The sequence below is a fragment of the Marivirga salinae genome, from assembly GCF_030503855.1.
Classification (GTDB): Bacteria; Bacteroidota; Bacteroidia; order Cytophagales; family Cyclobacteriaceae; genus Marivirga; species Marivirga salinarum.
In genome coordinates this window covers 904509-920618 of sequence record NZ_CP129971.1, presented here as the reverse complement: position 1 = coordinate 920618, position 16110 = coordinate 904509, and the positions used below count along the sequence as shown (strand labels likewise).

General features: G+C 36.0%; 10 protein-coding genes. 3 read left to right on the top strand and 7 right to left on the bottom strand.

Features of this window, described 5'->3' with window-relative positions; genetic code table 11:
- Window positions 1–177: 177 nt before the first annotated feature.
- Together QYS49_RS03925 and QYS49_RS03920 are read right to left on the bottom strand one after the other, a co-directional pair.
- Window positions 178–2349: a bifunctional alpha,alpha-trehalose-phosphate synthase (UDP-forming)/trehalose-phosphatase gene (locus tag QYS49_RS03925; RefSeq protein WP_308350335.1), complete on the bottom strand. Its 2172-nt coding sequence runs from the start codon at window positions 2347–2349 to the stop codon at window positions 178–180.
- Window positions 2350–2563: 214 nt separating this feature from the next.
- Complete coding sequence (locus tag QYS49_RS03920; RefSeq protein WP_308350334.1) at window positions 2564–3847, bottom strand: acetyl-CoA hydrolase/transferase family protein; 1284 nt, start codon at window positions 3845–3847, stop codon at window positions 2564–2566.
- Window positions 3848–4044: 197 nt separating this feature from the next.
- Between QYS49_RS03920 and QYS49_RS03915 the strand changes: the two genes are divergently transcribed.
- A complete protein-coding gene (locus QYS49_RS03915; protein WP_308350333.1) occupies window positions 4045–4536 on the top strand; it encodes a hypothetical protein in 492 nt (163 codons plus the stop codon).
- Here QYS49_RS03915 and QYS49_RS03910 read toward each other — a convergent pair.
- On the bottom strand, window positions 4529–4933 hold the full coding sequence (locus QYS49_RS03910) for an STAS/SEC14 domain-containing protein (RefSeq protein WP_308350332.1): 405 nt from the start codon (window positions 4931–4933) through the stop codon (window positions 4529–4531). The two genes, QYS49_RS03915 and QYS49_RS03910, sit on opposite strands and share 8 nt — an antisense overlap.
- A 370-nt stretch (window positions 4934–5303) precedes the next feature.
- On the opposite strand from QYS49_RS03910, the gene QYS49_RS03905 reads away from it, so the two are divergent.
- Entirely contained in the window at window positions 5304–6245 is a 942-nt protein-coding gene (locus QYS49_RS03905; RefSeq protein ID WP_308350331.1) for a TlpA family protein disulfide reductase, read from the top strand.
- Between the two features lie 77 nt (window positions 6246–6322).
- Here QYS49_RS03905 and QYS49_RS03900 read toward each other — a convergent pair whose 3' ends face one another.
- From QYS49_RS03900 to QYS49_RS03885, 4 genes are all read right to left on the bottom strand, one after another.
- Window positions 6323–7786: a glutamate synthase subunit beta gene (locus QYS49_RS03900; RefSeq protein ID WP_308350330.1), complete on the bottom strand. Its 1464-nt coding sequence runs from the start codon at window positions 7784–7786 to the stop codon at window positions 6323–6325.
- A complete protein-coding gene (gltB, locus tag QYS49_RS03895; RefSeq protein ID WP_308350329.1) occupies window positions 7787–12310 on the bottom strand; it encodes a glutamate synthase large subunit in 4524 nt (1507 codons plus the stop codon).
- A 224-nt stretch (window positions 12311–12534) separates the two neighbouring features.
- Window positions 12535–13650: a PQQ-dependent sugar dehydrogenase gene (locus QYS49_RS03890; protein WP_308350328.1), complete on the bottom strand. Its 1116-nt coding sequence runs from the start codon at window positions 13648–13650 to the stop codon at window positions 12535–12537.
- A 140-nt stretch (window positions 13651–13790) separates the two neighbouring features.
- Window positions 13791–15551, bottom strand: coding sequence for an AMP-dependent synthetase/ligase (locus QYS49_RS03885; protein WP_308350327.1), 1761 nt, complete (start codon window positions 15549–15551; stop codon window positions 13791–13793).
- A gap of 186 nt (window positions 15552–15737) precedes the next feature.
- On the opposite strand from QYS49_RS03885, the gene QYS49_RS03880 reads away from it, so the two are divergent.
- Window positions 15738–16058 carry a hypothetical protein gene (locus QYS49_RS03880; protein WP_308350326.1) on the top strand — a complete coding sequence of 107 codons (321 nt, stop codon included), beginning with the start codon at window positions 15738–15740 and terminating at the stop codon, window positions 16056–16058.
- The last annotated feature ends 52 nt before the right edge of the window (window positions 16059–16110 follow it).

The window sequence follows — 16110 nt, the reverse complement described above, 5'->3', positions numbered from 1 at the left end:
TAATGAAGTGATTATGGAATGTTAATGATTTGATAATATTAGAATTATTCAAAATGTAATTTATATAGGCTTACCGATTAAGTACAATTTTTGGATATAAAAAAAGCGCAGATAATTTTCATTATCTACGCTTGCTCTTCCTATATTAGGTTTGAGGGTATTTTCATTAACCACCGATTATTCCTGCACAAAGGATTGCAATAGTGCCCTAACTTCCTCATTATTTTCCACTGCATATTTTGCATAAGAAAAACCGCTACCAACTTTAATAGTTAAAGCTGTTTTTGGGAGCGCTTCAAAAGTATCTTCATCTGTTCGGTCATCTCCAAATGCCATAATGAAATCTACTTTTTCTCCTTTTAATCTTTCTGTTGCTGCTTTCCCCTTATTAATGATGGAAGGCTTAACTTCCACTACATGATCTCCTTCAATAACATCTAAGCCTTTGTTAGTCATAAAATGTTTCAGATGGCTGGATAGCTCGCTAGACCTTAAGCTGCCCAAGCCTTTTTCTACTTTTCTATAGTGCCAAACTAAAGTATGCTCTTTTTCCTCCAAGAAAGAGCCAGGAGTTCTTTGTATATAGAATTCCAGAATATCACGGGCTTCATTTTTCCAACCGTCATCTTGCAAATCTCCGTTTACCTTCCATTTAGCTCCAGCCCTTTTGGTTTTTATACCGTGTTCTGCAATTAAATCAATGTTAAATTCATCTAGCCATTCTTCCAGGGTGGCAGCTTTTCTTCCACTGATCACTACTAATTTTGCTTTTACCGCTAATTGATGTAGAATTTGTGCTAATTCAGCATCTGGAGCACATTCATCTGGGTTTTCATGAAATGGCACTAAGGTTCCGTCATAATCAAGGAAGATTATTGGGTTTTTAGCCTTCTTGAAATCTTTTGTAATATTGCTTTTAATTTTATCATTTAGCTTTTTAGTAGCCATTGATTGTTGACGCTCTTTTAGGTCTTTTAAATTGTTCATAAAAAGATCAACCCACTGGAAGATGGTATATTTCTTCACTGTTCTCTGCATGATTTTCATCCTGCGCTTTTGTTCATTAAGCGGCATTTCTAAAGCCTTTTTAATAGCTTCTACCATTTCATTCTGATCATTTGGGTTTACCAAAATAGCATCAGAAAGCTCTTTGGAAGCACCAGCCATTTCACTTAAAATAAGCACACCATCTTCATGTTCTCGACTGGCTATAAATTCCTTGCAGACTAAATTCATCCCATCTCTTTTAGGAGTAATCATTGCAATTTTACACATTCGATAGAACGCAGAAAGATCATCCAAAGGGAAACTTCTGTAGTAGAAATGAACCGGCACATAATTGATAGTCCCGTATTTTCCATTAACATGTCCTACTAAAAACTCCACTTTTTCTTTTAAGGCTTTATAACTTGCAACCTGATCTCTTGAAGGCACTACTATTAAAAAGAGCGAAACCCTGCCCTGATATTCAGGATATTTCTCAAGAAATTTATCAAAAGCCTGAAGTCTTCCCGGTATGCCTTTAGAATAATCCAGCCTATCCATTGAAAGAATTAATTCTTGACTACCTAAAGAATCTCGATAACTGATTTCTTTTGCTTTGGCTAGCTGGCTTGTAGCTGATTCCAAATATTTACCATAATCAATTCCCATCGGAAGTGAATCGGCTTCTACTAATCTATTTTTTACTAAGATTTGATTTCTTTCGTAACTATAACCTGCCAAACGGTGACAACTACTCAAAAAATGGCGCATATCATCATAGGTATGGAAGCCAATATAATCCGCACCCAAAACTCCATTCAGTAATTTTTTCCGCCATGGAATCATTCTAAAAACTTCATAAGAAGGAAAAGGAATATGTTGAAAAAAGCCGATCGTTACATTAGGGAATTGTTTTCGGATCATTTCAGGTACCAACATTAACTGGTAATCATGTACCCATATGATGTCATCCGGCTCCAGCCATTTGGAAACAGCATCCGCAAATTTTCTATTGGCATTGTAATAAGCCTCCCACTCTTCATCTACGAATCGCATGTGATGAATAAAATAGTGAAATGCTGGCCATAAAGTTTGATTGCTAAAGCCTAAGTAAAAATCTTCCACATCATCTTCAGTTAAAAAAACTGGTCGCATGTTTCGATTTATTAATTCTTTTTCAACTTCTTGTTCTTCCTCATGCTCTAATGAAATGCCTGGCCAGCCAATCCAAATATTTTTACCTTCTTTGTAAATGGAACCGAGTCCTGTAGCTAATCCGCCTTCACTTGTTTTATATACTTTCTGCCCGTCCTCTTTTTCTATTCTAATGGGCAATCTGTTGGATACAATTATAGTCTTTGACATGCTTAAGATAGTTTACAACCAATTTAAGAGATATGCCTTTTAAATCATAAAAGAAGAGGAATTGTTTTACCAATAATATTGGAAGTTAATAGTTAAAGGGGATAAATAATTAAAAGAGGGGGTTAATTATCTTTAAACCTTTTTTGTTTTTGGAGGGGATTCCTTATAAAAAGAAATAGCACGCGTTCTTATACGCGTGCTAGATTTAAGTAAATTATTTTGCTTTGAATCGCTCAAAAGCAGCTTTTTCCAATTCTTCTCTTGCATCTGGATGTGCAATAGAAATCAGAGCTCTGGCTCTTTGTTTCAAATTTTTACCATAAAGGTCAACCACTCCGTATTCAGTCACTACATAATGAACGTGAGCTCTTGTGGTGGTTACTCCTGCTCCTTCTTGTAAAAAAGGAACGATTTTGCTGACCCCTTTTTTGGTGGCAGCTGGCATTGCCAAGATTGCTTTTCCGCCTTCAGATAATGAAGCTCCTCTGATGAAATCCATTTGTCCCCCAACTCCTGAAAACTGCATTTTACCAATTGTATCCGCACAAACCTGACCAGTTAAATCAATTTCTATGGCGGAATTAATAGCAGTTACTTTTGGGTTTCTTCTGATAATGGCTGTGTCATTAGTGTAAGCAGCTTCCTTCATATGAACCAAAGGATTATCATCCATAAAGTCGTATAATTTCTGTGAACCTACCGCAAAACAAGTCACTAATTTCCCTGTTTTCACTTCTTTTTTGCTACCGTTAATTACACCGCTTTCTACTAATGGTAAAATACCATCAGAAAACATTTCGGTATGAATGCCCAAGTTTTTATGGTTTCCCAAATTTTGTAAAGCTGCATTTGGAATAGCTCCAATTCCCATTTGTAAGGTTGCTCCATCATCCACTAATCCGGCAACATGAGCTCCAATTTGTTGTTCAATTTCTGAAGCTACCACAATTTCATGTCCATGAATAGGCTGATCAACCTCCACTGCATAATCAATTTGATTTATGTGTATGATACCATCTCCATGTGTTCTTGGCACATTTGGATTGACTTGCGCGATCACCAATTTTGCGGTTTGAATGGCAGGAATTGTAACATCAACAGAAACGCCTAAAGAGCAATAGCCGTGGCGATCAGGGGTAGAAATTTGAATAAATGCAACATCCAACGGCAAAATATTTCGTCTGAAAAGCCAATGCACCTCACTCAAAAATATCGGAATATAATCTCCTCTACCGGCTTGGATAGCTTTTCTCACATTTCCACCTACAAAAGCACTATTGATTTTGAAGGATTTGTAATAGGGTTCTTCTGTATAGGCAGCTCTGCCTTCTGTGTGCAAGTGCATTACCTCTACATTTTCTAACGATTGATGTCTATTAGCCAAAGCATCAATTAGAGTAACCGGAGTCATAGCCGCTCCTTGAATAAATACTCTGTCGCCTGATTTTACGTGTGAAACAGCTTCTTGGGCTGTCACTATTTTTAATGAATTGTTCATATTTCCTTTTGTTATGCGATAGCAAATTTACTATTCATAATTTAGGTATTGCTTGATCAAAACCAATGAAAAGAATGATTAATGTCATGGTTTGTGAAGTCTGAATTATCAGTTATTGCTAAACGCTTTTTTATCTTGAAACCAATAGTTTATAAAAGTGTATATTTAATACTTTTTAAAATAATCTCTATATTGGTATGGAAACATCCATTATTTCAATGTCAAAACCCTATTTAAATTTAAAAAACGGACTACTATTTCCTATTCAATTTCAAATTTTAGGCTATGTACTTCTATTTGCAGGGCTAGCACTTATAGTTATTAATATATGGGCTAGTATTCTCTTCGTTTTGCTTGGAGGTGGAATAGTTTCGGCTTTTTCAGGAGTTGAATTCAAAAATGATAAATTTAGAGAATACAATTCTTTCTTTTTCATAAAAAATGGCAAGTGGGAGCCTTTAAAAAATGTGGAAAAGATATTTATTAAAAAGATTAAAGTCAGTCAGAGATTATATGGCAGAGCTAATCAAAGTTCAACTATTAGAAATGTTGTTTATAAAGCTTTTTTGAAGTTTGAAAATGGAGAAACTTTATTTTTGTATGAGCATAAAAACAAAGAAACGGTTCAAAGTAAATTGAAGGAATTATCAGATTTTCTAAAGACTGAGATTATTGATTACACTAATTGAGCACCTTTTTTTTACTGATTAAATCTCCTATCCAAATCTCTGCTTCTTCAATATTGGAAAAGATTTTATATGGTGCCGGCTGATTTTGAAATGAAAAAATCATTTTTAGAACAGTTCTTATGGCCATATTAGGAATTACATAGGCAGTGCCCTTGCAATAAGTTTGAATCATTTTCCAATGTTGGCTAATCCAATATGCTTGCTTACGTTGGAGAGATAATTTGGGGATAACAGCATTACTGGCATCAAAGATTATGGCAATTGTTTTCCTGTCATCATAGCAGCCTTCCAGATCATCTAAATATTGCTGAAAATTTTCATCCGTGCTGTGCGCTCCAGTGAAAGTAACTATCACAATTGGCATTTTGTCAGTATCAACAATAGCGTAGGGCTTCATTTTATAAGTATTATTATAAATAAGTTTTAAACTATGAAAATTAATGAATGTTTCAATTTTAGATTGATAGCTAAGCAATTTAAGGATTCCTTTGTTTCTATTTTTTGGAAAATTATAGTTCTAGCAAATTCCTTTACATTAGTATTGTTTTTATTTAATTTCCCATGTTTTAAATAAAATTTGTGTTATGAAAAAAGTTGTAATTATTATCTTGGTAATCCTATTACCAAAAATTTCTCTTGCCCAGTATCAATCTTTTATTTTTGAACAAAAGGGATATGCTAATGAGAGCCTAGAAAAACCTTATGCTTATCAAGTTAAACATTGAATCGCACTTTCTGATGATAGTGTATATGTCTGGGCTGATGATTTGGAATATGCTTTCAGGCATCATAAATCCTTAAATCAATTAACCTATTTTTTTACAAATGAAACAAATGACTCCTATGACGAATTAGGATATTTTTTTGATGAATATCCAATGGCTACTGCTAAAGTTGAGAATACAGGAAGAAAGAAGAATATTTTAGGTTATGAAGCTCAGGAAGTAGAACTAACCTATAAGAAAATGAGACTTTTGGCATGGGTAAACAATGAAATCAATGCCAAAACTACTGTTTACCCCTTCAAAAATGCAAAACACAATGCTGGCGGAAAGTATCCATTAATATTTGATAATTTACCAGGCTTCGTAATGAGTTATCAGCTTTTTATGAAAGGTAAGCTATATATAGAAAGTGAAATTTTGAAGGAAGAAAAGATAGAAGAATTACCTAATCTTAAAAAATATACTGAGAGTTGGTTGCCTATTGAAGATATAAAATGGGCTTCAGCCTTAAAGCAAAGAAGTAATTCTTTGATAAGCGTGGGAGAAGATTTACCTGATTTTAAAGCATATTTAATTGATGGATCTGAATACAATGCTTCAGATTGGGAAGGTTATGTAAAAGTTTATGATTTCTGGGGGTTGTGGTGCCCTGGCTGTAAAATGGAAATCCCTGTTTTAAATGAAATAAAGAAACAATTCGAAGGTAGAAAAGTCAAATTTATTGCATTTGCTACTGATGATATTGCTACTCTTCGTCATTACAAAGCTCTTAAACCCTTTGATTATGAAATAGCATATCATGCGGATTATGTAGCGAACAAATTAGGAGTATATGCTTTTCCAAAAAGCTTGGTAATTTCGAAGAAAAACAAATTAACTTATATGCCTGAGATCACTTTAGCAAAGGAGCTTATTGGTGAAGAGAAGGTTGAAAAGGAAAAGCAAAAATTTATTGATGCTATAGAGCAAGCACTGGCTGAGTAATAGAGTATATCACCTCTTTTCCAAAGTTTAGTATTTTGGAAAAGAGGTGTGCTTATTCTCCCATAATAGGAAAAAGCTTAGCCCAATTCTGCCACATTAAAGAAAGAATCGTCTTTAGCAGGCAATTCAGTTCTGCCCATTAAATATTGATCAACTTCCCTAGCGGCTTCTCTTCCTTCAGAAATGGCCCACACTACTAATGACTGACCTCTTCTGGCATCTCCAGCCGTGAATATATTTTCCACATTTGTTCTGTAGCTATTGGCTTCCACGGTTCCAGTCTTTGTTTTATTAACTCCTAAACTATCCAATAAATGGTTTTCTGGCTGTGTAAAGCCTATGGCCAGTAATGCCAGTTCGCATGGAACATCCCTTTCTGTCCCTTGAATTTCCACCATATTTTGTCTTCCACCTTGGTTCACCCACTCAATATCCACTAATTTGATATGAGTCAATTCACCTTTCTCGTTTCCTTTAAATTCTTTGGTTAACACACCCCATTTTCTTTCACCACCTTCTTCATGTGAAGAAGAAGTTCTTAAGGTCATGGGCCATAGCGGCCAAGGGTCACTTTCTCCCCTGTTTTGAGGAGGTTTAGGCATTAATTCTAATTGCAATACAGAGCTTGCATGTTGTCTATGAGAGGTTCCAATACAATCAGAACCAGTATCACCACCACCAATTACCACTACATGTTTTCCTTCAGCAGAAATTTTATTTTCAATACTGTCACCAGCAACTTCCTTGTTTTGCATGGTCAAGAAATCCATTGCATAATGAATACCTTTTAATTCTCTTCCCGGAATAGGTAAATCTCTTGGAACGGTAGAGCCTGTGCAAATCACAATGGAATCAAAATCCTCTTTCAGCATATCAGGATTGATATTTTTGCCAACTTCAGCATTTACTTTGAACCGAACCCCTTCTTCATCCATGATGTTGATTCTGCGCTCCACATATTGCTTTTCCAGTTTAAAATCAGGAATACCATAGCGCAATAATCCGCCAATTCTAGTTTCCCTTTCAAAAACGGTAACCCAATGTCCGGCTTTATTTAATTGATCAGCAGCCGCTAATCCGGCAGGACCAGATCCGATAACAGCCACTTTTTTACCTGTCCTTTCTTTAGGCGGGTTAGGTTTTATATAGCCTAATTCATAAGCCTTTTCAGCTATGGTTTTTTCGATATGTTCAATAGCTACAGGTGGTTTGTTAATTCCCAAAACACAACTTGCCTCACATGGAGCGGGACAAATTCTTCCTGTAAACTCTGGGAAATTATTAGTAGAATATAAAATTTCAGCTGCTTCCTCCCAGTTTTCTCGATAAACTGCATCATTAAATTCAGGAATGATATTACCTAGCGGGCATCCAGAATGGCAGAATGGAATTCCACAATCCATACATCTAGCTGCTTGCTTTTTGGTTTTTACTTCAGGAAAAGGCTGATATATTTCCTTGAAATCTTCTACTCTCTTTTTTGGGGATCTGCTATCGGGCAACTCCCTATCAAATTTTAAAAATCCGTCTTGCTGTCCCATTTATGCTACAATTTTTTCGTTCTCTTTTTGTTCTTCTGCTTTTTTGGCTTCCAATATGCGCTTGAAATCATAAGGGATTACCTTGATGAATTGTGGTAAATATTCCTCAAAATTTTCTAAGATTTTTTTCGCTTTTTGGCTGCCTGTGGCTTGAGCGTGATAACTAATCAAAGTTTTCAATTCTTCAGTATCTTCATCGGAAGGGCTTTCCAAACTCACCATTGCTTTATTGCAATTATCTTTGAAAGCTTTCTTTTCATCCAATACATAAGCAATACCTCCACTCATTCCGGCAGCAAAGTTTTTGCCCGTTTCACCGAGCACAACAACTCTTCCACCGGTCATATATTCACAGGCATGATCACCTACCCCTTCAACCACAGCACTAACACCTGAATTTCTTACTGCAAATCGCTCACCAGCCATTCCGTTGATATAGGCATAACCAGAAGTAGCACCGTAAAATGCCACATTTCCAATAATAATATTCTTAGAAGCATCAAAGTCTGAATTTTTAGGAGGATAGATAATTAGTTTTCCTCCTGAAAGTCCTTTTCCATAGTAATCGTTGGATTCTCCCTCAATTTCAAAAGTGACTCCATTAGCTAAAAAGGCACCAAAACTTTGTCCCGCAGAACCTTCAAATTTATATCGAATAGTATCTTCAGGAAGACCATCTCCTTTATATTTTTTACTGATTTCGTTGGATAATATAGCCCCAACCGCTCTATTGATATTTCGAATTGGGAAAGTTTCTCTAACCGGTTTTTGATTTTCCATTGCCTCTTTAGCAACTTCCAATAATTTCCAGTCTAATACTTCTTCCAATTCATGTTCTTGCTCAATTTGCTTAAATACGCCCACTTGCTCAGGTATATTTTCCTGATATAGAATCGGACGTAAATCCAAATCTTTCAATTTCCAAAATGGCACATCATTTCTAACTTTTAGTACTTCAGAATGACCTACCATTTCATCTATAGTTCTAAAACCTAGTTGAGCCATAATTTCTCTTAAATCTTCAGTTAAGAATTTGAAGAAATTCACCACATGTTCTGGGTCTCCTGTGAATAATTTTCTTAATTCAGGATTTTGTGTGGCAACTCCTATTGGGCATGTATTGGTATGACATTTTCTCATCATGATGCAGCCTTCCACCACTAAAGCGGCAGTAGAAATCCCCCATTCTTCAGCACCTAAAAGTGTTGCTATGGCTAAATCTCTGCCCGTTCTCATCTGACCATCAGTCTGAACCGTAATTCGACTTCTCAAATTGTTTTTTACCAATGTTTGATGTGCCTCAGCTAAGCCTAATTCCCAAGGCAAACCTGCATGGCGAATAGAACTCAACGGTGAAGCACCCGTTCCGCCATCTGCTCCCGAAATCAATACAACATCTGCATTGGCTTTTGAAACACCGGCCGCTACCGTACCAACACCTGCTTGAGAAACTAATTTTACATTAATTCTGGCTGCACGATTGGCATTTTTCAAATCGAAAATTAACTGAGCTAAATCTTCAATGGAATAAATATCGTGATGCGGAGGAGGTGAAATTAAGCCTACACCTGGTGTTGAATGCCTTACGCGTCCGATCCATTCATCCACTTTATGGCCTGGCAGTTGACCGCCTTCTCCAGGTTTAGCTCCTTGTGCCATTTTAATTTGCAATTCATCGGCATTGGTCAAATAATAACTGGTTACTCCAAATCTACCGGAAGCAACTTGCTTGATGGCCGAGCGCTCCCAATCACCATTGGGTTTTACTTCAAATCGCACTTCATCTTCTCCGCCTTCTCCACTGTTACTTTTAGCACCAATTCTATTCATGGCAATAGCTAATGTAGAATGGGCTTCATGAGAAATTGAGCCAAATGACATGGCGCCAGTGGCAAATCTTTTCATAATTTTCTCAGCTGGTTCCACTTCAGATAATGAAATAGGCACTCGCTTTTTAAAATCGAAAAGACCTCTTAAGGTCAGTGTATCTTTAACCTGATCATTTATTTTCGAGGCGTATTTTTTATATAAAGAGAAATTTGCAGTCTTAGTAGAATGCTGTAATAAGTGAATGGTTTCAGGATTGAAAAGGTGTTTTTCACCTCTTAATTTCCATTGGTAAACACCACCTACTTCCAAGCCTTTTTTCACTTGCTCATTTTTAGGGAAAGCCTGAAGATGTCTCACTAAAACTTCTCTGGCTAAACCGTCAAAATCAATTCCTTCAATTCTGGAAATGGTACCTGTAAAGCATTTTTCAATTACAGTAGAATGCAGCCCTAAAGCTTCAAATATTTGTGCACTTTGATAGGATTGCAGTGTGCTAATCCCCATTTTGGATAATATTTTCAGTAATCCATAACCAATGGCAGTTTGATAATTGGCAACGGCCTCTTCTTTGGTGATATCTTCACCCAACAGCTTTTTATCATGTAAATCTTCAATGGATTTAATTGCCAAATATGGGTTGATAGCACTTGCCCCGTATCCAATAATGGTAGCAAAATGATGGGTTTCTCGCACATCTCCAGCTTCTATTACCAAACCGGTTTTTGTCCTAAGATTCTTTTTAACCAGATGCTGATGCACCGCTCCTGTTGATAACAAAGAAGGAATTGGGGCATGATTTTCATCTATCGCTTTATCTGAAAGGATTAAGACCACTTTTCCGTTATTGGCAGCTTCTTCTGCTTTCGCACAAATCGTATTTAAGCCTTCTTCCAATCTTCCGGGAGCACCGTCTGCATTAAATACGCAATCTATAATTTCATAACCGAAGCCAATGTCTTTCAGATACATAAACTTCGCAATATCGGATTGGAGCAAAACAGGTTGAGAAATATGTACTTGCTTGGCATGAGCTGGAGTTTCCTCCAAAATATTCAAACTTTCACCCACTCTGGTGAAAAGTGACATCACCATTCGCTCACGAATAGGATCGATAGGCGGGTTACTTACCTGTGCAAAAAGCTGTTTGAAATAATTGGCAATGTGTTGACTTTGCTTGCTTAAGATTGCCAATGGAGTATCAGCTCCCATAGAGCCAATTGGTTCTGTTGCACGAACCGCCATATCAGCTAAAATTACTTTAAGCTCTTCGGAAGTATAACCATAAGCTTTTTGTATTCTCAATAGGATTTCCCCTGATAATTTCTCAGTCTTAATTTCTGGAGCTGGTAAATTTCTTAATTTCACTCTGTGAGCTAGAATCCAATCTTGATAGGATTTATTAGCGGTAACTCCTTGCTTAATTTCTTCATCGAACAAAACTTTTTTCTGCTCAATATCAGCCATCAGCATTTTGCCAGGTTGCAATCTTCCTTTCTGAATCACATCATCGGAGGCAACTGGCAAAGCTCCTGCTTCTGAGGAAACAATCAAACGACCACTTTTTGTAATACAAAATCTAGATGGACGTAAACCATTTCTATCCAAAGTGGCGCCTACTTTTTTGCCATCTGTAAAAATCAATGCAGCAGGGCCATCCCAAGGCTCCATAATGGAAGCATGATATTTATAAAATGCTTTACGGTCTTTATCCATCATGGTATTATCTTGCCAAGCTTCGGGCACTAGCATCATCAAAACATGTTCCAATGGACGTCCGTCTAAAACCAACATTTCCACTATTCCATCTAAATTGGCGGAATCGGAATGTTCAGGATTGGTGACTGGTAGTAATTTATTTAATTCATCTTTAGAGAAAACCTTAGAATTGAAGTTGGCTTCCTTCGATTTCATTTTAGTTACATTACCTCTAATGGTATTGATTTCCCCATTATGAGCTATAAATCGGAAAGGCTGAGCTAATTTCCAATTCGGGAAGGTATTAGTAGAAAATCGTGAATGAATAATGGCAAAAGCGGATTTGAAACGTTCGTCTCTTAAATCATCAAAATATTCCCGTAATTGATTGGTTCTTAATTGCCCTTTATAAATAACTGTATTGGTGGAAAGGCTACAGACGTAAAAGGCTTTGTTATTTCCTTGGACGTTATGGCCAATAAAATGAGTGCTGTAATTTCTCAGTACAAATAACTTTCGTTCTAATTCATCAACACTCAAATCCTGTTCAGCCTGAACAAATATTTGTTCTATTAAAGGCTCTACAGGTTTGGCTCCAGAGCCAGGTACTTTCTCATTAACAGGGATGGCTCTATATCCTAATATTTTTAAGCCTAATTCTTTTGCATGATCATCAATTACAGCTTTACATTCGTCTGCTACTTTTTGCATTTTCGGAAAGAAGAAAATACCGGTTCCAACAGGCTTATTTTCTTCGAGTGAAATTCCAGCATCTTCTGACGTCCATTTAATGAAATGTTCATCAATCTGAAGCATAATTCCGGCCCCGTCACCAGTTTGCTTATCAGCACCGGTTCCGCCTCTATGCTCCATGTTTTCCAACATATCCAAGGCATCCTGAATGAGTTGAAATTCTTTATTTCCGTTTATATTAACGATTGTGCCTATTCCGCAGGCATCGTGTTCGAAAGCTGAGTTGTAAAGAGAATTATTGCGCATAAATATGATAGTCAGTCAATTGTGAAGTATAATTTACTGATAAATACTAATCCAAAAAAGTAAAAAATAATGGAATTTAGTGTAGATACTTAGTGTCTAATTTACACTAAGCAACTTTCATATGCAAATTTAAGTTCGTGGAGGAGTTTAGAAAATTGGGTATAAAAAACAGCCCTGTCGGTTTTGAGAGAGATAGGGCTGTTTTTAGGGACAGAAAAATTTTTTTATTTTTTTGGCATCAGTTTCACGATTTTCCCCGGGCCTTCAACTGCTACATAAATAAATCCATCAGGACTTTCCGCTACATGTCTAACTCTGCCAATGCCTTCAAGTAGTTTTTCTTCTTCCACGTAATTTCCTTTATCATCTAAAACTACTCTATTCAAATATTGAAATTTAAGTGAGCCCATTAGTATGTTATTTTTCCATTCTGGATAGCGATCACTGCTCACAAAGGTCATTCCGCAGGGGGCAATGGAAGGATCCCAATAATGAACAGGCTGCATCATACCTTCCTTTTCAGTTTCATCTGTAATGATGCTTCCATCATAATCAATTCCATAACTTATTTCAGGCCAGCCGTAATTTTTTCCTTTTTTCACAATATTTAATTCATCACCACCTTTTGGTCCGTGCTCATGTGACCACAATTCACCGGTTTGAGGGTGAAATTGCATGCCTTGAGGATTTCTATGACCATAGCTCCAAATACTGTGTACTGCATCCGGGATTTTGACGAACGGATTATCTTCCGGTACATCCCCGTTTTCATGTAGTCTGTGTACTTTTCCATAAGGATTTCCTACGGATTGTGCATTATCCATTTCGCCTCTTTCGCCTATGGTGAAAAAGATATAACCATCTTTAAAATCTATTCGAGAGCCAAAATGAATTCCAGAGCGTGTTTTTGGAAATGATTCGTAAATGAGTTCTTTATTAACCAAATTCTCACCTTCTAATTTTGCTCTCATAATAGCTGTGCTTCCGCCACCATCTCCAGGTTTGGAGAAACTGAAATAAATCCAGCCATTACTTTCATAATCCGGATGTAATTGGATATCTAATAAGCCCCCTTGGTTATTCGCATAAACTTCTGGTACCCCTTTTAATTTTTTGCCAGAATATTTATCATTTTCAATAATTAAAATTTCTCCTTTTATTTCTGTCACCAACATTCTGCCATCGGGCAACCAAGCCATTCCCCAAGGATTGTTCAATCCATCTGCAATAGTTACGACTTCAAAATCAACTGCTACAGTTTCTTTATCAGGTTCAGCTTGGCATGATATGACTAACAAAAAGCTGAAAATAAATGTGGATAAAATGATCGAATTCTTCATAGTCAAAGATTTTTGATTCAAGTTATTATACCGTTTTGAGGGAATATTGTTGGGGATGGATATTGAATAAGATTTTTAAGCAAAAAAAGAACGCGTTAAAAACGCGCTCTAGAATAAGGTTTTAATACATGGTATTTTATTTACCCATTATAAATACTCTCAATCTCTTTTTGATAATTATTTTCAATGATTTTTCTTTTTAAACTCAATTTAGCGGTCAGTTCATGGTTTTCAACCGTCCAAGCAGTTGGCAACAAAACAGTTTTTTTGATTCTTTCGTATTGAGCAAATTGTTCATTGACTTTATCAATCTCTTTTTGATATTTATCAATGATATTTTGCTGTTTCACCATTTCTGCATCAGAAGAATAAGCTATGCCTTTATGATGGCACCATTCTCTTAAAGCCTCAAAATTTGGAACTATTAATGCACCTGGGAATTTTTGTCCATCACCTACCACCATTGCCATTTCAATTAGTGTAGATTCTTTCAATTTGTTTTCTATAAATTGTGGTGCAATATATTTACCGCCTGATGTTTTAAACATCTCTTTTTTACGGTCAGTGATCTTTAGGAATTTTCCATTAACCATTTCACCAATATCACCAGTGTGGAACCAGCCATCTTTATCAATTACTTCTGCAGTTTTTTCAGGTTGATTATAATAGCCTTTCATAATGTTTGGTCCTTTGGCTAAGACTTCTCCATCTTCTGCTATTTTAATCTGTACTCCTGGTAAAGCTGGACCAACAGTTCCAATTAGCATATCTTCTTTATTATATCTATTGAAAGCAATTCCAGGCGAAGTTTCAGTTAATCCATAGGCTTCCAAAACAGGTATTTGAGCAGACCAGAAAATGGTAGCTAAGCGTGGTTGTAATGCTGCACCACCAGAAGCAATTAATTTAATATTTCCACCAACTGCTTCTCTCCATTTACTAAAAATTAGTTTATTGGCTAATTTCAACTGGAAGTTATACCAAGCTCCTTGGTCTTTATTACGGTCATACTTGTGCCCCAAATTTAAAGCCCAGAAAAATAATGATTTTTTAATTCCTGAAAGCTCCATTCCTTTGGCTACAATTTTATCATAGATTTTTTCCAAAAGCCTAGGCACAGTTGTGAACATATCGGGCTGAACCTCCTTTAGGTTATCGCCTATTTTCTCAAGATTCTCAGCATAATAAACAGAAACACTTCTATACAGATAAAAGTAAACGCTAGTTCTTTCAAAAATATGACAGAGAGGTAAAAAGCTTAAGGATTTACCTATCCCTTCCACATCTAAATTTTCTGAAACAGCTTTGGCATTACTTAAAACATTATGATGAGTTAACATTACACCTTTAGGATTACCTGTGGTTCCAGAAGTATAAATCAAAGTGACCAAATCCTCTGGGTCTACCTCATCACGATATGGCTGTAAATCAGTTTGGTCCGCTCCGCCACTTTCTTTTAGTTCCGTCCAATGCGGAATACCCTCTAATTTATCGAAGGAGTAAATATTTTTAATAAAATCCAGCCCTTCTGATGCTTTTTTAACTTTGTCATAAAGCTCCTGCTCTTCAGCAAAAACATATTTCAATCCTGAATCCTCAAATATGAATTTGTAATCTTTTGGTGTAATGGTAGGGTACATCGGCACACTCACAGCCCCAATTTGTTGTAAAGCTAAATCAATAAAATTCCATTCAGGTCGGTTGGAAGAAACAATTCCTACTTTATCATTTTTTGCTAAGCCTAATTTAAGAAAACCACGAGAGATTGAATCTACTATATTTATGACGTCATCAGTACTGTAGTTTTTCCATATACCATCATATTTATAAGAGAAGGTATCTGTAAGTGGTAAATTGGCTTTTTGGTAGTTCAATAAATCAAAAAGTCGAGTAGGTTCCATAGTAATGTTTTAGAATTTGCCATTAATATAAATGAAAAATGAGCTAAAGCCATTCTAACAATAGAAAATTTTACTTTTTGGCACGAAATAAGTTTAAACCTTACAAGATAAAGGAAGTTATCAATAGGTTGTTGATATAATTACATATTTATTCAATATATTTGATAACATCAAAATGTAATAACCATGTTTGATTTCAAAAAAACCAGTATTATTATTTTGCTACTAGGTGCATTTTGTGCATTTGATGTTACAGCCAAAGAGAAGGACAATAAGGAGAAAGAAAAAGTTGAAACTGAACCTGAGAAAAAAAAGTGTAATAAAACAGATTCATTAAACAACTTAAGAGAAAAGGTAATAGTAAAAGATAGCCTAAATCAGAACAAGCATCATACCCCGAGTTCTATGTCTTCCATGTCTTATAATATACTGTTCCAAGTAATTTACAGATACAGTTTTAAAGAGATATTTGATTCTCCGGGTGCATCTGAGATTGTAACGAATTAAATGAAAAAGGCATCCACTAATTAGCAGATGCCTTTTTTGATTTTTATTTTTT